This is a genomic window from Rossellomorea pakistanensis (assembly GCF_016908495.1).
Classification (GTDB): domain Bacteria; phylum Bacillota; class Bacilli; order Bacillales; family Bacillaceae_B; genus Rossellomorea; species Rossellomorea pakistanensis.
Genome location: NZ_JAFBDZ010000007.1, coordinates 95,747 through 120,039 on the forward strand (window position 1 = coordinate 95,747; position 24,293 = coordinate 120,039).

The 24,293-nt window shown below is 36.6% G+C and carries 19 protein-coding genes and 2 riboswitches; of the genes, 4 read left to right on the plus strand and 15 right to left on the minus strand.

Features of this window, described 5'->3' with window-relative positions; genetic code table 11:
* Positions 1 to 279 precede the first annotated feature (279 nt).
* A complete protein-coding gene (locus JOC86_RS22755; protein ID WP_205175506.1) occupies positions 280 to 1,530 on the plus strand; it encodes a helix-turn-helix domain-containing protein in 1,251 nt (416 codons plus the stop codon).
* Positions 1,531 to 1,666: 136 nt separating this feature from the next.
* On the opposite strand, the gene JOC86_RS22760 is transcribed toward JOC86_RS22755, so the two are convergent.
* Both JOC86_RS22760 and sipW read right to left on the minus strand, forming a co-directional pair.
* The gene (locus JOC86_RS22760) at positions 1,667 to 2,263 is read right to left on the minus strand and encodes a TasA family protein (protein WP_205175508.1); all 597 of its coding nucleotides are present in this window, start codon (positions 2,261 to 2,263) and stop codon (positions 1,667 to 1,669) included.
* An 86-nt stretch (positions 2,264 to 2,349) separates the two neighbouring features.
* The gene (sipW, locus tag JOC86_RS22765; protein WP_205175510.1) at positions 2,350 to 2,892 is read right to left on the minus strand and encodes a signal peptidase I SipW; all 543 of its coding nucleotides are present in this window, start codon (positions 2,890 to 2,892) and stop codon (positions 2,350 to 2,352) included.
* A 344-nt stretch (positions 2,893 to 3,236) separates the two neighbouring features.
* On the opposite strand from sipW, the gene JOC86_RS22770 reads away from it, so the two are divergent.
* Positions 3,237 to 5,015, plus strand: coding sequence for a M4 family metallopeptidase (locus tag JOC86_RS22770; protein ID WP_205175512.1), 1,779 nt, complete (start codon positions 3,237 to 3,239; stop codon positions 5,013 to 5,015).
* Between the two features lie 235 nt (positions 5,016 to 5,250).
* Positions 5,251 to 5,982, plus strand: coding sequence for a UTRA domain-containing protein (locus JOC86_RS25110; RefSeq protein ID WP_205175514.1), 732 nt, complete (start codon positions 5,251 to 5,253; stop codon positions 5,980 to 5,982).
* A gap of 50 nt (positions 5,983 to 6,032) precedes the next feature.
* On the opposite strand, the gene JOC86_RS22780 is transcribed toward JOC86_RS25110, so the two are convergent.
* The 10 genes from JOC86_RS22780 to JOC86_RS22825 all read right to left on the minus strand — a co-directional run bounded on the left by JOC86_RS22780 (position 6,033) and on the right by JOC86_RS22825 (position 18,591).
* Entirely contained in the window at positions 6,033 to 6,854 is an 822-nt protein-coding gene (locus JOC86_RS22780; protein ID WP_205175516.1) for a PfkB family carbohydrate kinase, read from the minus strand.
* Positions 6,855 to 6,868: 14 nt separating this feature from the next.
* On the minus strand, positions 6,869 to 7,696 hold the full coding sequence (locus tag JOC86_RS22785; protein WP_239587803.1) for a carbohydrate ABC transporter permease: 828 nt from the start codon (positions 7,694 to 7,696) through the stop codon (positions 6,869 to 6,871).
* 58 nt (positions 7,697 to 7,754) lie between these two features.
* Positions 7,755 to 8,579 carry a carbohydrate ABC transporter permease gene (locus JOC86_RS22790; protein ID WP_205175667.1) on the minus strand — a complete coding sequence of 275 codons (825 nt, stop codon included), beginning with the start codon at positions 8,577 to 8,579 and terminating at the stop codon, positions 7,755 to 7,757.
* 200 nt (positions 8,580 to 8,779) lie between these two features.
* A complete protein-coding gene (locus tag JOC86_RS22795; RefSeq protein WP_205175526.1) occupies positions 8,780 to 10,072 on the minus strand; it encodes an ABC transporter substrate-binding protein in 1,293 nt (430 codons plus the stop codon).
* An 81-nt stretch (positions 10,073 to 10,153) separates the two neighbouring features.
* Positions 10,154 to 11,143, minus strand: a complete 990-nt coding sequence (locus tag JOC86_RS22800; RefSeq protein WP_205175528.1) for an SIS domain-containing protein — start codon at positions 11,141 to 11,143, stop codon at positions 10,154 to 10,156.
* A gap of 324 nt (positions 11,144 to 11,467) precedes the next feature.
* The gene (locus JOC86_RS22805) at positions 11,468 to 11,911 is read right to left on the minus strand and encodes a DUF6220 domain-containing protein (protein WP_338021809.1); all 444 of its coding nucleotides are present in this window, start codon (positions 11,909 to 11,911) and stop codon (positions 11,468 to 11,470) included.
* A 522-nt stretch (positions 11,912 to 12,433) separates the two neighbouring features.
* The gene (locus JOC86_RS22810; protein ID WP_205175530.1) at positions 12,434 to 13,465 is read right to left on the minus strand and encodes a serine hydrolase domain-containing protein; all 1,032 of its coding nucleotides are present in this window, start codon (positions 13,463 to 13,465) and stop codon (positions 12,434 to 12,436) included.
* A 197-nt stretch (positions 13,466 to 13,662) separates the two neighbouring features.
* Positions 13,663 to 14,490, minus strand: coding sequence for a glycerophosphodiester phosphodiesterase (locus JOC86_RS22815; RefSeq protein ID WP_205175532.1), 828 nt, complete (start codon positions 14,488 to 14,490; stop codon positions 13,663 to 13,665).
* A gap of 237 nt (positions 14,491 to 14,727) precedes the next feature.
* Entirely contained in the window at positions 14,728 to 17,025 is a 2,298-nt protein-coding gene (metE, locus tag JOC86_RS22820; RefSeq protein WP_205175534.1) for a 5-methyltetrahydropteroyltriglutamate--homocysteine S-methyltransferase, read from the minus strand.
* Between the two features lie 159 nt (positions 17,026 to 17,184).
* A riboswitch (cobalamin riboswitch) is annotated at positions 17,185 to 17,379 on the minus strand.
* A gap of 65 nt (positions 17,380 to 17,444) precedes the next feature.
* Positions 17,445 to 17,553, minus strand: a riboswitch (SAM riboswitch).
* A gap of 411 nt (positions 17,554 to 17,964) precedes the next feature.
* Entirely contained in the window at positions 17,965 to 18,591 is a 627-nt protein-coding gene (locus JOC86_RS22825; protein ID WP_205175536.1) for a metal-dependent hydrolase, read from the minus strand.
* Positions 18,592 to 19,096: 505 nt separating this feature from the next.
* Between JOC86_RS22825 and JOC86_RS22830 the strand changes: the two genes are divergently transcribed.
* Positions 19,097 to 20,059, plus strand: coding sequence for a D-2-hydroxyacid dehydrogenase (locus JOC86_RS22830; RefSeq protein WP_205175538.1), 963 nt, complete (start codon positions 19,097 to 19,099; stop codon positions 20,057 to 20,059).
* A 334-nt stretch (positions 20,060 to 20,393) separates the two neighbouring features.
* On the opposite strand, the gene JOC86_RS22835 is transcribed toward JOC86_RS22830, so the two are convergent.
* The 3 genes from JOC86_RS22835 to JOC86_RS22845 form a co-directional block, all read right to left on the minus strand.
* A complete protein-coding gene (locus JOC86_RS22835) occupies positions 20,394 to 21,044 on the minus strand; it encodes a response regulator (protein ID WP_205175540.1) in 651 nt (216 codons plus the stop codon).
* Positions 21,045 to 21,167: 123 nt separating this feature from the next.
* A complete protein-coding gene (locus JOC86_RS22840) occupies positions 21,168 to 22,409 on the minus strand; it encodes a helix-turn-helix domain-containing protein (RefSeq protein ID WP_205175542.1) in 1,242 nt (413 codons plus the stop codon).
* Between the two features lie 205 nt (positions 22,410 to 22,614).
* Positions 22,615 to 24,279 carry a M4 family metallopeptidase gene (locus JOC86_RS22845; protein ID WP_205175544.1) on the minus strand — a complete coding sequence of 555 codons (1,665 nt, stop codon included), beginning with the start codon at positions 24,277 to 24,279 and terminating at the stop codon, positions 22,615 to 22,617.
* Positions 24,280 to 24,293: the final 14 nt, after the last annotated feature.

Consider the following 24,293-nt stretch of genomic DNA (forward strand, 5'->3'; position numbering starts at 1 on the left):
TAAGCTTTTAATAATTTATTGAATTGTAATTATAATGTTAATATTCTTTCATCTCGATGGCTATTGGGGTTTTTATACGTGACTTTCGATCTGCTTATTCTTCGAAACCAGCAAAAAAATGCTCATTACTTTGTATTTTTGATAGAAAAGAACTAAATACAACTCTCAATTTTGGGTTTTATATTTTATTAAAGGAAAATCTATGATAATAGCAAATATGAATAAGTATTCGAAATAATAGAAAAATATACACTTTTAATCGTAAGGGGTGAATTTTTTATGCTAGAAGGGGAAATTATCAAGTTTTACCGAGAAACAGCTGGTCTTACTCAAGCTCAATTAGGAGAAGGGATTTGCACGGCTACACATGTAAGTAAAATTGAAAGAGGGAAAACAGCCTATTCTGCAGACATTATTTCTTTGTTTTCAGAGCGATTGGGGATTGATATTCAAAAAGAGATTGAGTCCTTAAAAGGAATAGACAAGCAATTACAGAATTGGCATACCGCCATCATTATGCAAAGGAAGAATGTGGTGGAAAAAATTAAAAAGGAATTAGAGGCGTCTCCCTTCATAGATTCCTCGAAATATGCAGCGCATTACCAACTACTGAAAGCAAGGTATTATATTTTGCATCAAGAGGGAGAAAAAGCAAACAGCATAATAAAGGATATCCAAAAACAACACCCTAACCTTACTCCATACGAAAGAAATCTTCTTCATCATATTCAGGGGATTTACTACCTAAACAACTACAACAATTCTAATAGTGAGCATCAGCAAAAGGCGATCCAAGTGTTAAAAGAAATTAATATCGACGAATATGGAAATCCAGAATATTATTATCACCTTGCTGTAGCTTACCACTGTATTGACTCTAAAGTAATGGCCTACCGTTATGCAGACAAAGCTCTTCGTTACTTCAAAAAGACAAACAATTTTCTTCGCGCTATCAATGCAGAATCCGTTATGCTGCTGCAAATCGGAAGTGATGTTTATCTTGATTTCCAGGAGATGGTTGAGCGCTATGAGAATCTTATTCATGACAGTGAAATGTTGGGTGCCCTCGATAAAAAGGGGCTATTACTCAATAACCTCGGTAATGAGTACAAAAAGCGAAAGGAGTATGCCCTTGCCAAGAAATATTTTAAGCAAGCACTTTCAATAGAAGCTGAGACACCTATTAGCTATTTAAAACGTTTAAGCAATTATGTGGACACCTGTCTAGAAGGAAAACTTTCTAGAAAAACAACACTATTGAAAAAGGCGAAAGAAGGTTGCTCCCTAGCAAAACAATTGGACAGTAAACTGTACATTACGTTATTCAAGCTCCTCATTTATCGAATCGAGAATAATATGGAGCAGTACTACAGCTTTATCGAGGAAAAGGCCCTGCCACAATTTCAATCTAGCAAACACGTTTTATGCATCAATAGGTATGGAAAAGAGCTATATGAATATTACGTAGATTCTGACCAACACCTTAAAGCCCTTCAACTTTCTAAGCTCTTCATGTGCTCAATTTCGTAACTATTCCATATATACTACTCCTAACTGACAAACCATTCCCAAGAAACCTTCGATTAAATGAAGAGGGTTTCTTGGGAATTTATCAATTTAAAGCTTTTCAAATTCTTCTTGTACGAAAATGCTTTAAATCGTAGTATTACTCTTCATAAAGCGTTCCTTCTGTCTGTTCTGCATTAAATTTCCATTGTACCTGCAGGGCATCCCCTTGAAATTCATTTTGATCTTCCCCATTATCTACGAATTCAAATAGAACGAGAATCTTTTCCTTCTCTCCTACTTTAAGTCCATCGGGTCTTGTATCATTCCCTACAAAATCATCAATTTCCGTTATATCCGGTGTTTGGTTTTGTAAATCATATAAAGTTGTTTCCACTACAGGAGTAGTAGCATTCGCTTGATTGTAAAGAATCGTAACTTTAATATGTTTCGCAAAATCATCATTATTGTTTTGCTTAGCATCATTAACTGTGTATGATGTCTCCAATAAAACTTTTGAAATGTCTAGTGACCCATCATTGGATAAAGTAAATTCACGTTGAATCTCATCCCCTGGTTTAAGGTTGTCAAGATTGACAATCGTTTCAGGGTCCACCGATAAATCTAACGTACCTGCAGCAAATGTATTATTCGTTACCTCACTGTCGCTAAAGTAGGCGTATGTCCCTCCTCCCATTAATGAAAAACCTAATGCCGCTGTCATAAGTCCCTTACTTACTTTTCCTGTAAAGCTCATCGATAAATTCCTCCCTATTGTATGTAACTTATATTTATTAATCTCTTAACTGCCGTATTGACAGCTAAAAGGAATAACCAAATGATTCAGGCATTTTTTGCCTCGACTTTTTTCAGTTCCTTCACAATGGTACGTCCTGCAGAAAACACTAAAAGCAGACCAGGGATGAACAACAATAAGGCAGATCCTGTTTTAGAGGTAGCGTAATTCACTATGTATCCTGCATATGGAACTGTAAAGCTTGTATACTTCCCTACGATATTTTGAGATAGGACGTAGTCGGAATCGGGTCCATCATTGTTATCTCCTTTTGTTGTGTACAACCACTGCCCGTTGGCTTTTTTAACATCTATGATTCTATGAGTAATGAGTTTGTCTTCAGAATGAAACGTAATGATATCGCCTTTCTGATAGGCTGTACCTTTTTTGGCTAGCTCAATAACGATGATAGAGCCTGTTTGAAATGTCGGTTCCATGGATCCAGATAGCACCGTTTTCAATTGATGACCTAAAATGGTGGGTTCCCCTCCAGATGCTTTTGTTGAAAGAACAATTAAAGTCAACAGGCATAATAGGATAAAACCCACGGCGCTCCCTACCTTACAGATGATTCGTATGGCTTTCTTCATCGTTTTCCACTCCTTGTCCATTATTTTTTGATTCTTATTTTCCGGTTCATTGTTGACATTTCTGGTGTGAGCCACTTAATTGATTTCTGATCCTTCTCACCATACTTGCTCCTGTTGAAAACTATATATCAATCGTATTTAAATAACTGAAAATTGTAAATTGGGTTATTTTTCTATAAATTAATAGTTTATTTTCAATTTTTCGCGAATAAACACAGGGAAAGTGTTGAATGCTGGCGTTTTCAATAACCCAATTGACCGTTGATGGAACTTTCAGAATAATTAGTGGTGAGTTTCAAAACTTTTATTAAGAGGTGATTAAGGTGAAAAGAAAAAGAAACAAAATGAAAAAGAAAGCAATACCTGTGGTTTTAGCCGCTTCCTTTGCAATCTCAGGACTAGCAGTACCAGGAAAGAACGTCTTAGCCAACGAACAAGTAAAATTGAATCAGGAGCTACAGACCCCTTCCTACATAATAGGATCTTGGGATGCACCTGAAGGATTAAGCAAAGAGGAAGCAATGTACTCTTTCCTTCAATCAAAAGTCCTTCAACCAAAAAGTAAATCATTGAATACCGTTAGCAACGCAAAAGAACAATTTAAAATCGTTAGCCAAAAAGCAGACAGTAAAACAAAAACGTATCACTTTAGAACCGTTGAACAAGTCGATGGTGTTCCAATTTATGGGTCAGAACAAACTATTGCACTTGATAAGAACAATAATGTTACCGCTTACTTCGGAAAAGTAACACCTAATCTATCTAAATCCTCTATAAATACAGAGGCAGAATTGACTGAGGAAGAAGCTTTAGAAATTGCAAAATCTAGTATTGAGGAAGAAATCGGGGAGGTAAACGACTATGACGGAATAGAGTCTGAACTAGTCCTTTATCCAAACAACGGAAAGCTTCAACTTACGTACCTGATTAAAGCCTCTACTTCTATACCAGCACCAGGGTATTGGCATTATTTCGTAGATGCGGCAACAGGTGATATCGTGAAGAGCTTCAATAAGATTCATGAAGCATCTCCTGTATTAGAATCTAGTGAAAACAGCTTTTCATCATCAGGTGCCGAAAAAGTTTCACCAAAAGCTTTACCTGCAGAGTCAGAACCTGTTACTGCCAGAGGAATGGATATCTTTGGGGATCTACATTCTTTCCAAGCAGTAAAGGACACGACTACGGGTGAACATTATTTATTCGATGGTACAAGAGCAGATGGGGTCCACACTTTTGAAGCTGGGCGGATGCCTGAATTTAGTTTCATCTTATTGTCGGCACTTCTTGGATTTACTGGATTTGAGGTAAAGAGTTCCTCTAACTTCTTCTATGACCCAGCCGCTGTTTCGGCCCATACAAATGCTGGGAAAGTATATGATTATTATCAAGAAAAATTCAATCGAGATTCTCTTGATAACGAAGGAATGAAACTTATTTCTACAGTCCATATCGGAGACAAGTGGAATAATGCTGCTTGGAATGGTAAGCAAATGCTTTATGGAGATGGCGATGGTCAAAGAATGATCTCTCTCTCTGGTAGTTTAGATGTTATTGGCCATGAAATGACACATGGTGTTATCACAAATACTGCTGACTTAGTCTATGAAGGGGAGTCTGGTGCAATCAATGAGTCGATCGCAGATATTATGGGAGCATTTATAGAAAATAAACCAGGCGAAGACATGTGGTTATTAGGAGAGGATGTTTGGACACCGAATACACCAGGTGATGGTCTCCGTTCAATGAGTGACCCAGCATCTGTCTATCTCGGCGGATACACTGAATCTGGCTATTACCCTGACCATTACGATGACCGCTATATAGGAGAGTTAGATAACGGCGGAGTCCACATCAATAGTAGTATCAATAATAAAGCCGCACACCTTATCACCGCTGGCGGTACCCATTACGGAGTAACCGTTACGGGAATCGGAAAGGATAAAGCAGAGAAAATTTTCTATCGTGCCTTAACACTTTATCTAACAGCTTCTTCTGACTTTAGCCACATGCGTGAAGCAGCTGTTCAGTCAGCTAGGGACCTTTATCCAGATAAAACTGGAGAACCATCAGCCGAAGTACAAGCTGTTATGGCTGCTTATGATGCTGTGGGAGTAGAATAAAAACTTTATCAAAAATACCAAACAAGGACTGGTTGTCTCATGACACCAGTCCTTGTTTAATGTTCTTATAACAACTAAATTTTATCGACTTATCTTTTATGTCATAAAAACTTTTATTCTTATATTCCTATTTCGCTTCATCATTTATTTTAATGATGAAACGATTTTATATGACTTAAAACCGCTTTTGTATTATAATATTATATAACGACTTAATTAAGGGAAGGATATTACCATGAAACTAAATAATTCAAGCTCTCGTCCATTATACGAGCAATTAAAGAACAGTATTAAGGATTCTGTCGAAAAAGGCGACTTTCGCCCTTCTGAAAAAATTCCAAATGAAGGAGAATTATGCGAGCGATACGGAGTTAGTCGTATTACTGTAAGGAGGGCCATTAAAGAATTAGTAAGTGAAGGACTTTTAGAACGAAAACAAGGGAAAGGAACGTTTGTTACTAGACAGAAGGTGGCCAGAGAATTAGTCCATGTGAATGGTTTTACTGATTTTAGCAAACAGTTGGGGAAAAACCCATCAAAAAGAGTATTAGCATTAGAGGAGTTAAAAGCTTCAAAAGAGATAGCTGAAGCTCTTCAAATAGAAGCAGGCACAACCGTATTAAAATATGCCCGTCTCATGTTTATGGATAAACAACCATTTGTTCTTGATGTATCCTATTATTCACTTGATCGTTTCCCTAATCTAACTCAAAAGATACATGAATATGAGTCTTCCTACGATGTTTTGAAAAATTTATATCATACAAACATAGACTCTTCTATTCCTAGTAAAAAAATACTCACTGTCACTCCAGCTACCATTGAAGATGCTGAATACTTAGAATGTGAAATAGGAGATACCTTGTTTAATATAGATAAAACACTTTATGACGAAAAAGGAATTCCGATTCACATATCTAATTATAAAGTTCCCACCTCCGATATAGCGTTTACTATTTCAACATAAATCAAAGGAATAGACCTTATGCCACATGGCTAGTTCTATTCCTTCTCTTTTCATCCTATTAATTGTTTTCCACATCCAAATGCTCCATTTACTTCACAGGTTTTCGCTGCATTTTTGGCCGCTATTTCTAAAGATAATTCTATAGATAAACCATTAAAATGGGTTGTTAAATAACTTGCAATAAATGAGTCACCGGCACCTAGTGTATCAACAACATTTGCCTTTATGATTCCTTGGCTATATCTTTTGTTTTTACTTGACATTACTACCCCCAAAGATCCCCTTGTTATAATAACATTCGGTGTTCCCAAACGATGAATGATCATCAATAATTCCTCAATTTCATGGTCTGAGAGATGGCTTCCAGAACAAAAGGCAAATGTAATATGGGGACAAACCTTTTCAAGAAGCTCTTCTGTAAAATGATTAGAAAAATCATAAGAAATAGGCAGTATACTCTTTAACTGCTGCAACTCTTCATCCAGATGACTATATATACTTGTATGGAGTACGTCGTAATTCTTTATATATCCATACTCTTCTTCCGTTAAACGCAGCTTTAATTTTGACTGAATGCCTCCTTTGTTTGATTTAATAAAAATCCTGTCACCCTCTTCATTTAAATCAACATATGCTTTCCCGCTCTCACCTTCTGCAATCCTTATTAAACTTGTATCAACCTGATTTTGTTTTAGAGAACGAAGGATATGCTCTCCTTCTACGTCATTCCCTATAATACCAATAAAGGCCGTTTTCTTAGCACCGTACTGCTTAGATAAAACAGCTACATTCAGAGCATTCCCTCCTGGAAACATTTCATTGCGATCTTGATAAATATCTACTACATTATCGCCTATTGCTATTAAATTCATTACGTCACCCCTTCTTATCCTTTTAAACTACCTGATGAAAGTCCTCTTACAAAATATTTCTGCATAAATAAGAATAATATTATAATAGGTAGCGCTGATATCATGAGTCCTGCCAACAATACTCCCCAATTGGTTTGGAGTGCATCTCTAAACTGCATCAGTCCTGCTGGAATCGTCTTTAAGGATTCAGAGTCTACGAATATCAACGCAAACATAAACTCATTCCATGTAAAATAAGCGGTTAGAACAATAGCTGTTAATAAGATCGGTAAATTCATTGGAATAAATATTTTAGTGAGTATCCTCCATGTATTGCACCCGTCTAAGAAAGCTGATTCCTCTAAGTCTTTCGGCACTTCTAGAAAGGCAGCCCGAATTAAAATAAGTGTTATTGGAATTCGATAAGCAACATACGGCAATATTAACGCAAGATACGTATCGTGAATCCCTAGCAATTGGATTAGTTTATATAATGGAACCAAACTGACTTGAGGAGAGAGCATCATCCCTCCCATACAAATGATTAATAAGATATTCTTCCCTTTAAACTCAAATCTTGATAATCCGTACGCTCCTAGTGCGCTAAGAAACACTGTCAACAAGCAGGTGCTAACGGTAATGATCAAACTGTTAAGAAAATAGGCTGATATCCCCGTATTCCAAGCATGTACATAATTGGAAAATAACCATGCTTGAGGAAGCGCCCAACTATTAGCATAGATTTCCTCCGTCGTTTTAAATGAATTTACCACCATCCAAAAAAGTGGATAAGCAATGATGATAAAATAAACAATTAGAATGGTATAGATCGAGGCTGAACCAAGAATGGTCTTTTTATTCAGTTGTTTCTTTAAATTTGGGTGAGGCCGATATTCAACAGACGCTTTATTAGTCTCCACCTTAACCATCCTCTCCTGTTTTAAACACCTTCATTTGAATGATTGAAACGACTAGCGTTAGGATTAAAATAATTGTAGCAATGGCGGACGCATACCCCATTTCATCCCTGAAAAAAGCTGAATTATATAACAACGTCCCTAATACTTCACTTGCATTTCCGGGTCCGCCGCCCGTTAAAATATATGGCTCGTTAAAGACAGTAAATGCCCCTGTTAAGGTAATGAGCGTTGCTACGAAGAACATTTCCCTTACTTGTGGAACCGTAATATTTATAAACTTACGAATCCTCCCTGCTCCATCCATTTCTGCAGCTTCATACAATTCCCTCGGGATATTCTGTATTGATACCACAAACAGCATCATAATATATCCGATACTTTGCCACTGAGAAACCGCAATAATAGCAAAGATCGCTGTCTCCGAATCCCCTAACCATGCTTTTGTATGCTCGTCTAACCCTACTAATTTTAATAATCCATTTAATATCCCTACATCTGGGTTATAAATAAAGTTAAATAACAAGGCAATAACCGAGATTGAAATGACAACCGGAAGAAAAAATACGGTTCTAAAGATACCGCTTACAAGCCTCGTAATCGGATCTTCTAATATGGCTGCTAAAATTAACCCTCCAAATACTTGAAAAATAATAGAAATGACGGCATACCAAATGTTATTTTTTAAGGCTATATAAAAAACCTCATCCTTGAAGAGATTAAGGAAATTTTCAAATCCAACGAATACCTTTTCAGGAGAAAATGCAGAGAATTCATAGAAAGCAAAGCGAAAGTTTTCAACAATAGGGTAGTAAACAAAAAGAGCCATGAGAAACAAACAGGGTGCTAAATATAAATAGGGAACGAGCTTACTTTTTGGCAATTGACTCACCTCTTTTTTTAAAAAAGGCTGTCCCAAAACTGAAGGTAGAAGGAACCACAACAATATAGAAGGCTACTTGCAACATTATCTATATACGGACTAACAATGTGGTTCTTAAACCCTTCCTGAGACAGTCTTTTCCTCATTTAGTTTTTTGAAGATGCTTTTACTTCTTTGGCCGCTTCTTGAACATCAGACATTACTTCTTCTGGTGTTTTGTTACCACCCAGCATCTGTTGGGTCCCATTTAAATAAGCATCGACAATTTCAATATCTAGAGCAGTATCTAACCATAAATAAGTCTTATCCGCATTTACGATTAAATCGATCGCTTCTTGTTGAAGGGGAGAAGCATTTTCTGAGTTTGTTGTTCCTTTTACTGCGCTATATTCACTGACCTCTGTTAATTGTTCTATCCCTTTTTCTTTTGAGGTTAAAAACTTCACAAATTCCATCGCTTCTTCTGGATGTTTCGTTTTAGAAGAAATCATTATTCCTTCAGGGGCAGCTGTGATAGAATTAGGATTCCCTTTTCCACCCTCTATGGTTGGGATATTAAATACGCCTAAATCTTCTTTTAATGTTGGTTCAATCAGACCAATTTCAGCTAATTGGAAAAATCCAATGGCTGCTTTCCCACCAATAAATAATTCCCGAGCATATTGATGGTCTACGGAGTTCACCCCTTTATTAAAGTAAGGCTCCAGTTCCATAAATTTTTCTAATGCTTTTACATATCCAGGGTGCGAGAAATCCCCTTCTACATTTTGACGATCGTAATCTTTGGCAATCACATCTTCTGGAACCATAAGTTGATTTAAGGAGCCGATATAATGGGATATAGTCCAAGGTGCTTTACTTCCGAAACTTATAGGAGTGATACCAGCATCTTTAATTTTTTCTGAGACAGTTATGAAATCACTCCATGTTTTAGGAACTTCAAGATTCAACTCGTTAAAGATGCTTTTGTTGTAGAAAAAGGCTTTTCCATCCGTTGACCAAGGTACCCCATATATTTTGCCATCAAGGGTGAAGGGTTTGAACTGGGACTCAATAATTTGGCTAGACCATTCCTTATCCTCATTGACAGCACCTGTTAAATCTAATGCTTGATTAGCGCGAACGAAGTTATAGGCAAATTCTCCACTCCAAGAGAAAAAGACATCCGGAGGGTTTTTGGATCCTAATACAACTCTAATCTTTTCTTTATAAGAATCATTTAATACAGCTTCTGTTTTGATTTTGATGTTAGGGTGTGAGGCTTCAAATTCCTTCACTGCCTCTTCAAAGAATTGCTTTTTAGGCTCAGTCGGCCAACGATGAAAAAAGCTAAGTTCTATAGTGTCACCGCTAGATTCTGAATTACTTGTTGAAGAACAGCCGACCAGAAGTGTAAAAATTAGTATGAAGCTCATACCAATAGTAAATAATTTTTTCATTTTTCCTTCCCCCTCAGAAAGAAATTTTTAATAGATGTGTACAAGCTGGAAAAGCGATACATCGCTTTTCCAGCTAAGATTTTAATAGTCTACTTTCCACATGTATCTTCGTTTTGATAGAGGGTGGTTGCGGTTTTCGGCTAAGTTATCTGCGTATTTTCTTAAAACATAGTTTAATACAAGTGGTGCAATATAACCTTTTACATCTTCTTCAATTCCAGAAAATTCAAAATCTTTAGCATCCAAAACCACTAGTTTCTTCCCATATCTCTTAGAGAATGCTAGAGCTCTTTCTTCTAATGGCCTTGTTTCATCTAATCCAAGAAGAATGATAAATGGAGTCTCTTCATCGATAATTTCAAATGGTCCATGGAAATACTCACCTGCGTGAATGGCATGGGAATGGATCCATTGCATCTCCATTAAGATACAAATCGCATATGAATAGGCAATACCATAGTTGGCTCCACTAGCCATTGTATAGATAATTTTTTCATCTTTATATTGCTGACCAAAGTTTACAGCTTTTTCATGATATAGAGAAGCCGCTTTCTCATAAACTTCTTGCAGATTTTCTAGGCTTCTCTCCATCTTCTCGAAATTAACATTATTTTCAGCTACTTTTAGGACTCCGAATACTAATTGATATAAAACTGAGTAATTCGTAGTGAATCCATTTGCCTCTTGGCCCCACTCATATTTTAATACAACTTCTGATGCCTTGGCTAAGGGAGATTCTACCTCATGAGTGAGAGAAACCGTTAAAGCTCCATTCGATTTAGCAAATTTCGCCGCTTCTACTGTTTCTGGTGTATTTCCAGAGTGTGAACATAAAATAACCAGCGACTGAGTCCCAAGCTTTGCATGATTTCGATGAATAAACTCATTAGAGCTATAAAGATGAGCGTCAAGCTTTTTAGCTTCACGGTCAAAGACATACTTACTTGGGTACATTAACGCTGAAGATCCACCACATGCTACAAAAAAGACATTCTCAATATTTCTTTTTTCAACTTCACTCAATGCATTTTTCACTTGATTTTTCACATCTACTACTAATTCAGTCGTCATTAAAACTCCTCCTATAAAGAAATAAAATAGTAAAACCCCTACCCTCCTTATGACTAAAACAATATACAACATGATATAACATTATATATTGTTATATTTTAATCAATAGTACACCTCACTAAAGTCACTGTCAACAGAATTATCAGAATATTTAATCGACAATATTAGACAATTAGTAAGCTTTGCTTTGAAAAAATGATACTAAAAGTAATGAAAAACCAAAAAACCTTTGGATTTTCTGCTTCCTATCCAAAGGTTTTTTGAGTTTAGTTTATTTATATATCAGAATTTAGTTCTTTTTTGGAGTATCCCTTTTATCTAACATTAAATAGATTGATCCTCTAAATGTGATGGTGATATTTCTTGCTTGTTTCTCTTTTTCAATAACGAAACGGCACGCCCAGTCACTTTGAGAGAAGCCCAAAACATTATGATAGCTATGACAGGATGAGCAGCTGCAGCCCAAGGTAAAACGGTTGTAACATTCGCAGTAAAATACATCATAAAAATCAAACCGAGGAGTGCCACACTTTGCCACTTTGCCCACAATGGTAATTGACCAACGAAAGCCGTCACTAGCATTAAGATCGGTACAAGCTCAAATATATGGACGAAAATAGTGTGCTTTGACCAATTTACTGGATCTACAAAAATGGCTAATCCTGCAAAAAATACTTGAGTGACAATACAAAGGGTAAAAATAATGGCAAAAAGGACAAAACCGATTCTCGCCAAACGAATTCTGTTTGTTTCTTTAGAATTTCCCACTAAATTTTCCTCCTTTCTTAAAAAATTTAATCAATTTATATTTTCACAGTTAAAGGTAATACGTTTAACAAGCCTGAGCCTTAATTTGCGGTCAGTCTGTAGTCTTATTTATAAAAAAACAACATTCCTTCCTATTGCAAGAACGTTGTTTATGGCCTCGATTCTGCTTATTTGTCCGTAAGAGATGATAATTTGTCCAAGATCGGCTATAATTTGTCCGATTTGGTTGATAATTTGTCCGTAAACACCAATATATTAACCGTTCGACATTTCTCAGCAAATTCCGCCTCCCCTCCACTGCACCAACTCAGATTTTATCGAAACAAGTAATCTCTCTTCAAATATTGTTACCAGTGCCAAAAAACAACGCTCCTGCCTATAGCAAGAACGTTGTTTGAGGAATTGATTCTGTTTATTTGTCCATAAGTGATGATAATTTGTCCGTAAACACCAATATATTAGCCGCTCGACATCTTCCAACAAATTTCGCCGCAGCTTCCCGCACCTACAACTCCAACCGTTCTACCCAAACAAGTAATCTTCAATCGCTTTCGTAATATTAAACGGACCTCTTTCTTTATTTGAAGGAACCACTAATTTATATCCCGACTCAGGATATACCGATGAATGAAAGCTTACACCTGGGTCATATCCCATGACATGGTACTTAAAAATCTTATCTTCCTTTTTATTGATCCAAACGCCATAACCGTAGTACGACTCTTCTTTAACACAGATATGAGGCTTCAATAGCAGATTCGTATATTCTTTACATAATAGTTTATACTCCAGTAACCCTTCCCATAATCTCATCATATCAGGGGATGTGATATATGCTCCTCCATCAGCTCCACCTTTGATTGGAATCGAGTAGGTATTCGTTCGCCATGTTCCATCATCTACACTGTCTATATAACCAAATGCTGTATTTGCTGGCAGTTGATCAAGAGAAAAGTATCCCGAACCCTCCATTCCACATTGATTAAAAATCTCTGTTTCAATATATTCAGTAAAACGTCTGCCTGTTTGTTGTTCAATCACTAATCCCAATAGGATAAACCCGGCGTTATTATATTGAAACCTCTCCCCCGGTTTAAACATCATAGGCTGCATTTGAAACATGGGAAGAAAATCTTCTAAGCCCTTTAATAGATACATCGGTCTCTCTTTCCAAAGATCCTCAAAGTCATCCATAACGTCTTCATCAAAATAATCGGGAACCCCAGAACTATGTGTTAATAAATGATGTATTGTAATGTTTTTATCAAATTTCGGAAGTTCAACTTCTAGACAATCCGTAAGTCGAGATTGAAAAGAAATGATCCCTTTTTCCACTAGCTGACAAATACCTATTGCCGTAAATAGTTTGCAGCCTGAAGCAATTCCAAAGCGTGTATCTACTATATTTAATTGCTTTTCCACTCTATTTGCATAACCAAATGCAGATTGATGGATGACATCCTTTTCATTCTTCAATAGTACTGCTCCAGAAAAATCCACTTTATCTACAGTCTCTTTCACGACGCTTGTAAGCTCAGTAGTATTTGTTACCATATCTCCAGCTCCTTTACTGTACCTTCCGAACCGTTATTTGGAATTTGATTCTCTAATAATTAATATTTACTTTATCATTTCCACCACAACCCTTTTCCTAGATAAAGAATACTTCTCTTTTAAAATTAGAAATCCTCCTAAGATACCCAAACAAAAAAGACCGAGCATCATTTATTGCCCGGCCTTACGATAACAATTTATTTATTTCTAGGATCTACATAATCAGGATAATCGGTAATAATAGCATCTACATCCATTTTCAATAGAAAATCTGCTGCCTCTTGGCTGCGTACAGTCCATGAAGATATCTTCATATCAAAAGAGTGCACTCTATTTACTAAGTCTTTCGTAACGATTCTGTAGCTTGGGTTAAAATAATCTGCATACATTGAGAATTCTTTTAATGCTTCATCAGTTGTATCAGTGATGGATGAGGTTAGTACTCCGACTGGAACCTTTGGAAGAAGGGAATTTATTTTTTTCATGGAATCAAAATGAAAGGATTGAATAATAATTTTTTCATTTTGCGGTTTATCAAGGTTCCGTTCTTTTAACTCTTCAGCGACTTCTTCTTCAATTCCTGGATATAATTCAGGTGCCTTTAATTCTATTAAAATGCCCACTTTCCCATGATATTTATCAAGAATTTCATCGAATGCAGGAATTTTTTCTCCCGAAAATTGTTCCCCCATCCAGCTACCGGCATCAAAGCTTCTAAGCTGATCAAAGGTTAAGTCCTTCACTTGCCCTGTTCCATCAGTTGTTCGATTAATCGTTGTATCATGAATGATAACTAACTCCCCGTCCTTACTACGTTGGACATCAATCTCGATATAATCAGCTTTCATTTCTACTGCCTTGTCAAATGCTGCGATTGTGTTTTCTGGTGCGTACCCTGCTGCACCACGATGGGCAACATTATCCACCTGTTTCAAATTCCCATTTGATACTGCAGCATCGGCTTGTTGAAATGGACTAAAAAACAAGGTTAACGCAACACCTGCACCTAATAACGTATTCTTCATCTCCTCAGCTCCTCTACATAGTTGATTCAAAATCCATCTTACTTTACGAATGTGTATTCCATATGTAGAGGCTATGTTAGCTAAGTTAAAACATTATGAAGAAAGGTAGGACGATTATCACGCTTTTGTTTACAACTATAATCAAGTTGAATCCATGCTCTTTTAAGTGTCATTTCCACCAAAAAAAGAGCAAACACCAAATGTTCGCCCCTTCTATTTCTCATTTTCTTTTCAAAATTATTCTTTATTAACGAGCAGCCTTTCCCTTGCCAGCTCTGCTGCTTCAACCATCACTTTAAGCGAAGCAATTGTCTCTTCAATTCCACGCGTTTTCAACCCACAATCCGGATTGATCCAGAATAGCTTTGGATCGAGAACCTGAAGGGCACGGTCAATGTTTCTCGTGACTTCTTCTAGCTCTGGTACACGTGGACTATGGATATCGTATACCCCTAGACCTATACTGTTATCATAAGTGTTTTGTTCAAACGCATGGATTAATTCTCCATGACTTCTTGAGGTTTCAATTGAGATCACATCAGCATCTAAAGCTTTAATGGCGTCTATAATATCCTCAAAGTCTGAATAACACATATGGGTGTGAATTTGCATATCATCTTGGACCGAAGAGGTTGTGAGTTTAAAAGCATAAACGGCAGTATTAAGATAGCTGGACCATTGCTCACGCTTTAACGGCAAACCTTCTCGAAGGGCTGGTTCGTCTACTTGAACCATATGAATCCCATTTTCTTCGAGAGCTTCCACTTCTTTTCGAAGCGCTAGAGCTATTTGGTTGACAATAGCAGAACGTGAGAGATCATCTCGTGCAAATGACCAATTTAATATCGTAATAGGCCCTGTTAGCATTCCCTTTACTGGCTTATCTGTTAGTGATTGGGCATATACCGTTTCCTCGATTGTCATCGGCTTCTTAAATGAAACGTCTCCAAAAATAATCGGCGGCTTCACACATCTGGATCCATAAGACTGTACCCAGCCGAATTTTGTAAATTGGAAGCCAGCTAATTTTTCACCAAAATATTCAACCATGTCGGTTCGTTCGAATTCTCCATGAACGAACACATCGAGTCCGATCTCCTCTTGAATGTTAATCCATTTTTTAATTTCGGCTTTAATATATACTCGATATTGTTCATCTGTTAGCTCACCTTTACGCCACGTTAAACGCGTTTTTCTCACCTCTGAGGTTTGCGGAAAGCTTCCAATTGTAGTAGTCGGGAGCAATGGAAGTTGGAATGCCTTCCCCTGAGAACCTTTACGGATTTCATAAGGTGATTCCCGCTTAGCTTTGTATTCAGCTAGATTTTGAATCGTTTCTTGGACTTGGATATTGTTTCTCAATGGTGATTGATTTAACTTTTGGATGGCTATGGTTGATGATTTCATTTCCTCTTCAATCGCTTTAACACCATCTTGTAATCCTTTAGTTAAGGTAACAACTTCTTGTAACTTTTCATTTGCAAATGAAAGAGCATCCTTTAGCGTACCATCCAGCTTTTCTTCATTCTTAACCGTTACAGGAACATGCAATAAGCTTGATGATGGCTGTACAATGATACGATCTTTTGACACTATTTCCGCAATGGCAGTAAGTGTTAAAGATTTCTCCTCTAAATTCGCACGCCATATGTTTCGTCCATCAATAATCCCTGCAGCAAGAACCTTATCCTGCGGGAAACCAGATGATTTTAAAGCTGTAAGGTTTTGACCGCGGTCATGAACAAAATCAAGTCCAATCCCCTGAACTGGTAATTTCACGATATCTTCATAATGTTCTAGACTATCAAAGTAGGTTTGCAGGATCACCTTTATATCAGGTGCCGCTTCATGTAGGGTTTGATAAACGTCAGTAAATAGAGCAACCTCTTCTTTTGAAAGCGTCGTCGATAAAATCGGTTCATCAACTTGAACCCACTCGACACCTTCAGTTTGTAACTCGCATAATATCCTTGCATATAGCGGTACAAATTGTTCTACTACTTTCCTAAACTCACTTTTCTTATAGCCTTTTGAAAGCTTTACAAATGTGACGGGGCCTAATATAACGGGCTTTCCTTCAATATTTAGCTTTCGTTTCGCTTCCTTATAAAAATGAAGTGGACGGTTTTCGACAAGTGTAGGCACTGCCACGTCTAGCTCCGGAACGATATAATGATAGTTTGTGTTAAACCATTTCGTCATTTCAGCTGCAACAGCACCTTTCGTACCTCTTGCTATTTCAAAATATGTTTCAAGAGGAACTTTACCACCACTGTACTCAAATCGGTTTGAGACTAATCCGAACATAACCGCTGTATCTAGAACATGATCGTACAAACTAAAGTCACCAACTGGAATCAAGTCAATTCCTTCATCCTTCTGTTTCTGAAGGTGACTTAAATAAATTTCCTCCATTCTTTTTGAAAAAACCTCTTTTTCTAATGTACCTGCCCAAAATTGTTCAAGTGCCTTTTTCCATTCACGGTTTTCACCAATTCTTGGATAACCTAAATTGGAGCTTTTCACTGTTGTCATCGTATTTTTCCTCCTCTTTTATTGATCTTTTCGTACTCAACTAAAAAATCTCTCTTCCCAAACAATAGAAAGAGAGATTGATACGCATACCTAACTAGAGTTGAGATTTCTGGTTATCTCAGCCACGTATTCCTCACTCCTCTCTATATCCTCGTAGAGCTTTAGAGCATACAATAGGCAGGTCTCCTGACTTAGGTTTACCGCTTCCTATCCCTTCCCATTTCAATTTAAAACAGTGGTTCATTGATAAGTCGCTCCCCATTACAGTGGCGGGACCGTCCCGGATTTTCACCGGTATTCCCTTTTAAGCTGTGCTTAATTTTCCCCAACAGCACCTAATGTATTTTGTATTAAATTGTTCAATAAAAAACGAATGCCTCCCTAATTCAATAGAAGGCATTCGTCATTTATAGAATCCCCTCTTATTTGTCAAAGCCGTAGCTTTGCAGGAATTAGCACCTTTTCAACAATTCGTTGAATGGTTGCCGGGCTTCATAGGGCCAGTCCCTCCACCACTCTTAATAAGAGTTTCAATATATTGTTATTTCCTTAATTTAAATGACATCATAGCATGATGAATAAGTGTTGTCAAAAGAATTTTCGAAATTATTTTTATTAAACAAAATTTGTCTTTATAGTCTATCGGTAACGTAAAACAGTGCAAAAGCCAATATGACAGCATCCAAATGGGTCTTAGATATCGTGAAACAAAGCAAAATCAAAATAACGGTATCCAAAGAGACTTTGAATACCGTAAACCTGATCGAATTAGATCTTTTCCACCTTTCTTCAATCATGGAACCGTCACGAGCCATTACATTGGAATAATGACTTTCTTGACTATTAAAATTTGCAGGAGTGAAATTTTTGGGATTTTGGGCTGATGGATGTTAAAAGTACTCAACCCTATCATTCTTTCATTTTTTCATAAAGGCCTTATTAAAGCTCTTTTGATGACAGAGGCAGGAAAAACTTCACCCCTCGTTTATTAAAGGGCAGCAGTTTCATATCAGCCAATAAGTGACTAGCATATCCTGAGAAGCAGGTAATGAAAATCCCCGCTACTCCTAAGGATTCTTGAAAATAATAAGCAATCACCCCAAAATAAAGGAGCCCAATTATAGAGTGAGTATAACTTCTATGAGATACAAGGGACGCTATGATAATATAAATTCCGAATAACCAAACCCAGTTTTCCCCTAATGACAATCCTCCTGCTAATACCCCAATGCCCGCTACTGTAAGCATATGTCGCTTCGTAATGAAGGAGGCAATGATCAGAATACCGATTCCCGCTCCAATCCCTAACCATTGCTCCTGACCAACACCTTTTAGATAACTGTAAATCATCATTAGGACACCAATAATTTGTGCAAGCGTTCTAAAAAATTTATGGGAGGCCGTGAATGTATTTCTTAATTTCCCGTTCACATCAAGGTCAGGGATTAAACCTGACACACCTCCGAACCCTACGAGAGAGAGGGTCGTTATCGGATCTGTTTGTAATGTGTTGGCAACGATAAACCCCGTTGTTGCTCCTATCGCCATATGTGCTGTGCCGTTCACTCTCTTTTCCACCTATCTCTTTTAAATTCATACTTTTAAAATCTACTATTTTGTTAGATTAGATAAATTCATCTAACTTATGATTTCAAGCAGTATTTATCATTATAGGATAATTTTTGATAATAAGTAAGGCATTGAACGCTTAAATTCAAAAAGGGAGATCATCACTCACCCTAACATGGTGAAATATGGATATAACCATACGTGTCTAAAAAGGAGAACAAATTGTTAAATTTAACGATTTTACACATTAAAAATGACCATAAAATCAGCTCTTGAGTAAGTGATTTTTTAACAAACAAAGCAATCGAGTCATTTGGATTCACTTTGGAACATAAATCTTTATGAAAAGATTTGTTGGTGAGGAAGGCGTGAGATCCTTCCGCTCCAACTAATGCTTTTCAACTAATACAATGTTTACGAAATCAACTTAAATAAACAGAGTATTCTTTCTTTTATCCCCCTCTGCTAAAATAAAAATAAGATTAATAATAGGAGGACTCATATGAAAAAAAGAACAATCATTATCACCCAAGAAATCGACCAAGCTCATGCTACTAAAATAAATGAAATCCTTCCAGATTGGGATGTATTCATTGGAAAAGACCGTTCTGTTTGGGAACCACATGTAAAAAACGCCGAAATCATTGTTGGATGGAAAAAAGGAATGGAAAAGGAATGTATTCATGAAGATTCTTCTCTTCGCTGGGTACAGAGTTGGAGTGCTGGTATTAATAGCATGCCGCTGCAACAATTTGAAGAAAATAACATACAGCTCTCGAGTGCAAACGGTGTTCATGCTTATCCCATTTCCGAAACCATTTTTGCCCTCATGTTAGGATTAACTCGTAAAATCCATACATATGTGAGAAACCAAGAAGAGAAAAAATGGCACCATTCAAATATTAAACTAGAGATTCACGAAAAAACGATTGGGATTATCGGTGTTGGTGCGATCGGAAAAGAAACAGCTAAAATTGCTAAAGCTTTTGGAATGACGGTACTAGGTGTGCGTCGTTCGGGAATGCAGGAGGATTATGTTGATGAAATGTACACAACTGAAGAATTAGCAACCATTTTACCTCGCTGTGATTATGTCGTCGTCACAGTACCCCTTACAAAAGATACTCGCGGTTTATTTGGACAGAAGCAATTTTCATTAATGAAGCCAACTTCTTTTTTTATTAATATCGGGCGTGGTGAAACCGTCGATGAAGACGATCTGATTCAAGCCCTAAAGGAGAAACAAATCGCTGGAGCTGGGTTAGATGTGTTTACACAAGAACCATTAAGTGAGGAAAGTCCTCTTTGGAACATGGAAAATGTAATTATAACTCCGCATACCTCAGGCTCAACGGAACATTACAACAAACGAGTTATCGAAGACATTTTCATTCCTAATCTAAAGAATTATAAACAAGGGAACACCCCTTCGATTAATCTTGTTGATTTTACTAAAGGGTATTAAACAGTAAACAGAATTGTCCTATAAGGAGTTCCCTCAATATTCGACCATGACCTTAGGTCGAATATTGTCACTTTTTATCGAGAAATCGATAAAAGGGTAAAAGTTGAAAATTGAAAGCTAAAAGTTAAAAATAAAAAGATTTAGTATGAGAAAATCACAGTTAAAAATCGTGATTAAGTCTAAGTTTCACAATAAATTCTTTCATTTCACATTGAGGTAGTTGAAAAATTGAGCTTTTTTATAAAAAACCATCAACTCTTCATCTAAAAACGACACTTATTCCTCCAAAATCTTAAAACAAAAAACGCCTATTTCCAGGCGTCTATCATTCACTCTATTTCATAACCAAATCCTTAGGATAGATAAGATCGTTTCGAATCGCACAAATAATCGCTTGCGAGCGGTTTTGTACATTCAATTTTCTAAATATATTGTTCAGATGTATTTTTACAGTGTTGTCACTTATAAATAAACTTTGGCCAATTTCTTTATTGGTTTTTCCCTCTACTAAAGCTTCTAGTACCTCTTTTTCCCTGCACGTCAATAGTTCATGCTCTTTACTTTCTTTTTGACGATGATAATTCATAAGTTTTTGTGTTAGTTGTGGGTGCAGTGTTGGTTGACCTTGTATGAGAGTTCGTATGGAGGATACAATTTGTTCGATAGACATATCTTTTAACAAATACCCATCAGCCCCTACTGATAAGCATGCTAGAAAATCTTTTTCAGAGTCATTCTCAGTTAGGATCATTACTCTTACATGGGGATGCAGAGATTTAATATCTGAAAGTAATTGAACCCCATTTTTATATTGAAGGTTCACATCCATTACAATCATCTGAGGTTCCAGCTCTTGAACTAAATTCATGATGTTGCTTGATGATGAAACATATTCTACTAGTTCAAAACCCGTTAATCCTGATAGAACACTTGCAAGTCCTTCTCTAACAAGGATGTGATCATCAACAATCATTATTTTGATCATAGCATCAGCTCCTACAGTAAAAAGAAAATATTCCCAAACTCACCCTGACTTAACAATACTGTAATCAAAATATAAAGTAAATTGGGTTATATTCTAGAATCTGACTAATATTGACCTTTAAAATTAATAATGATAAAGCTGATACTTTAAGCGTTCTTCTGCAATTATAGTAGCTTTCTCCCTATTATTTTCACGACAATAGTACTTAAATAACTCATATTCGTAATATTGAATGGTGTATAAGTACCCTTTTAATTGAAAGTAAGGTAATGCATCACTTTCAATGAATTTGTAATATTGTGTCGATTTATTTTTATATAGTAGGGTTTTTAACTTAAATTTCTTTGAATGGAATAAATCTTGAATCTTTTTGGAAAGGTCTAATCCTTCTTGTGCAATTCTGTTAAGCTCTGATAATCCTAATAGTTTTCCATGATAGCTTGCATTTGCATATCCATTCAACGAAGCGAGATATTTGCTCGTTAATGGCTTTAAATTTAACGATTTTAAGTAATATTGGCTTGCTTCCAGATAATTCTCGCTTCTATAATAGAGGTCTCCAATATGGTGAAAGACTTCTGCTTTTCTCTTCTCATCTTCACACATGTTACATAATTTGATGACAGAATTAAAATCATCTATAACTTTTTTATAATAGGCGTCATTATCTCTTCCCCGTTGGATCAGCATAAGGCTCTTGGCATCAATCACACCTAAGAAATTACTAGTTTCTTCAAAATAGGCTAAAGCTAATTCAGCATAGTAATAGGATTTCACCTTTGCCCCAATGGCACTATAGGCCATTGCTAGATGATAATAATACTCTTTAATAGGATACTCTTGTGGAATGATGTTCTGTAGTTCCTCGATAGCCTCTAAATTATCATGGATAGCTAACTTGAGGATTCCAACGATATGTTTATAAAGGTTTCGATCGTATGAGCTCATTTGTGTCTGTGCTTTACCAAGCTTTTTAATTTTTTTTCTTGCTTCCTTCATCTGTCCTTTGTAGATTAAATATCTAATCTTTAAAAGTGCATAGGTTATTTTATAGGTAGATATTTCTATTAAATAGGCACTTTCTTCAAGATGATCCTTGACCAATTCGATCTCATGATGATTCTCGAGGATTAGATTGTCATGAAAATAAAATAGCATTTTAGGAATCGACTCGAACTTTGCCAATTCACTCTCCATGTTAATCTCAAGACGATTAGCTAAAGACTCCGTGATCTCATCAGAACAATCTGTTAACCCTCTTTCCATCTTGCTTAAGTGGGTCACGGAACAGATTCCTTTTGATAGCTGTTCCTGTGTCAATTCGGAGATCATACGATAATGTTTAATGATTTTACCTTTGTGCATTCCTGTTTTATCCCCCCAAATCAACTTAAGAGCCTTTTAAATAATAGTAGAATCGTAATAGTTATTTATTAGGAGAATATCATATTTTATAGTAAAAGTGTAAAAAAAAGATGACCCTCTAAAGTGGTTGCCTCCAATCATAGACAGAAAATAATTGGTAGGAGAACACTTTATTTGGGTCATCCCAAAGCTTTTTATTTACTTATTACTGAATTCCAACGGCATCAAATGATTTTTCAACAGCTGTTACTTCTTTTGAACCTTCACCATATAAGTCAATAGCTGATTGAATGGAAGCTTGTCTCGCCATACTGAAATCAGAAGTAGAAGTTAAATATTTTGTTAGAGTACGATAATAGATTTGTTCTGTCGCTTCTCTTCCAACACCTTCTACTGTTACTCCGTAGTGTGTGCCACCTTCAGATAGTAGGTAGGCAGCTTTGTTGATAATGCTAGAGTTAATGTGGACGCCGCCATTATCTGCTGTACCTATATAGAGCTTGCTATAGTGGTCTGGATACGGACCAGTGATACCATTCGTTACAGATGTAGGATCTTCTAATGAGCGTAATGCATCTCCCTCAACTCCTGGAGTATATACATCTTCTCCCATTAACCAATCGTCACGATCGACCATTGATCCTAATACATCCGAATATGCTTCATTTAATGCTCCCGGTTCGTTTTCATAGACAAGATCTGCTGTACTAGTAGTTACGGCATGTGTAAGTTCATGGGCAATAACATCTAATGCACCTGACAGTGGGATAAATGTACTTCCATCTCCATCTCCATACATCATTTGGACACCGTTCCATGCAGCGTTGTTCCAGCCTTCCCCTACATGGACAGAAGAGATTAATTTAGCACCAGCGTCATCAAAGGAGTCACGGTTAAAGGTTTCTTTATAGTAATCATAAACCTCACCAGCATTCACATGAGCATCTACAGCAGCAGGGTCTGAGAAGTATTTATGTCCACTTGTAATTTCCTCACCTGTATATCCAAGTAATTGGGAGAATAAGTTGAAAAGGAACGGATCCATATTTTTCGCATCGAAAGTATGAACACCGCTACCTCTTGTTCCATCAAATAGGAAGTAGTTTCCGTCCTCACCTTTAGTGATTTCAAACTTTTCTCTCTCACCGTCAACCCCTTTACCAAAGCCTGTTACATGGTCAATGGCATTGAAGGAATTAATAACCTCACCATTTGTAGCGTCAACAAAATAGTGGAAAAACCCTGGTTCTGGTTTTGATGTTGATGCTTTTACAAGATAGGATAGATAGAACTTTCCGTCATGTTCATAAACAAATTTTTCACTTGTAACATCTGCATCATACTTCTCGACTTTTCCAATCTGCTTTTCAATATCTTTCTTAGCAATTTCTACCGCTTTATCACCAGAAATCGATGCCTTAGTAGGAATCTTTTTATCTTCTAAATTTGGAACAACCTGTCCAAAAAATGATTGCACTTCATAGTCCTCATTTAGAGTAATCGTTTGATCTGAGCCAAAGATAGGTACACCATCATGTTGTTCTACTAGTTTAATATGATGTGTTCCTGTTTCTTTATCCTTCTCTTCATCTACTACTTTAAATTTCTCTTTCATATCTCCAGCTAACTTAAATTGTTTACTCTTATATTTAAGGTAGGCATATGCTACATCTTTTTTACTGATCGAAGATTTTGCTTTTTTCTCTACTGATTTAGGTGCTTCCCAATTCTCAATAATATAGGAAGGGGTTTGATACTTCTCATTCATTAATGTTTTGCTTTCTTCGGCATTGGCTGTTAGACCTGTTGCCGATAGACCCCCAACACCTAGGGAAAGAGCTAAAGTGTAAGACAAAATTTTCTTTTTCACTGATTTCCACTCCT

Coding starts and splice junctions, on each gene's coding strand:
- JOC86_RS22755 (WP_205175506.1), top strand. CDS start 280: ATGCTAGAAGGGGAAATTATCAAGTTTTACCGAGAAACAGCTGGTCTT.
- JOC86_RS22760 (WP_205175508.1), bottom strand. CDS start 2,263: ATGAGCTTTACAGGAAAAGTAAGTAAGGGACTTATGACAGCGGCATTA.
- sipW (WP_205175510.1), bottom strand. CDS start 2,892: ATGAAGAAAGCCATACGAATCATCTGTAAGGTAGGGAGCGCCGTGGGT.
- JOC86_RS22770 (WP_205175512.1), top strand. CDS start 3,237: ATGAAAAAGAAAGCAATACCTGTGGTTTTAGCCGCTTCCTTTGCAATC.
- JOC86_RS25110 (WP_205175514.1), top strand. CDS start 5,251: ATGAAACTAAATAATTCAAGCTCTCGTCCATTATACGAGCAATTAAAG.
- JOC86_RS22780 (WP_205175516.1), bottom strand. CDS start 6,854: ATGAATTTAATAGCAATAGGCGATAATGTAGTAGATATTTATCAAGAT.
- JOC86_RS22790 (WP_205175667.1), bottom strand. CDS start 8,579: ATGGCTCTTTTTGTTTACTACCCTATTGTTGAAAACTTTCGCTTTGCT.
- JOC86_RS22795 (WP_205175526.1), bottom strand. CDS start 10,072: ATGAAAAAATTATTTACTATTGGTATGAGCTTCATACTAATTTTTACA.
- JOC86_RS22800 (WP_205175528.1), bottom strand. CDS start 11,143: ATGACGACTGAATTAGTAGTAGATGTGAAAAATCAAGTGAAAAATGCA.
- JOC86_RS22810 (WP_205175530.1), bottom strand. CDS start 13,465: ATGGTAACAAATACTACTGAGCTTACAAGCGTCGTGAAAGAGACTGTA.
- JOC86_RS22815 (WP_205175532.1), bottom strand. CDS start 14,490: ATGAAGAATACGTTATTAGGTGCAGGTGTTGCGTTAACCTTGTTTTTT.
- metE (WP_205175534.1), bottom strand. CDS start 17,025: ATGACAACAGTGAAAAGCTCCAATTTAGGTTATCCAAGAATTGGTGAA.
- JOC86_RS22830 (WP_205175538.1), top strand. CDS start 19,097: ATGAAAAAAAGAACAATCATTATCACCCAAGAAATCGACCAAGCTCAT.
- JOC86_RS22835 (WP_205175540.1), bottom strand. CDS start 21,044: ATGATCAAAATAATGATTGTTGATGATCACATCCTTGTTAGAGAAGGA.
- JOC86_RS22840 (WP_205175542.1), bottom strand. CDS start 22,409: ATGCACAAAGGTAAAATCATTAAACATTATCGTATGATCTCCGAATTG.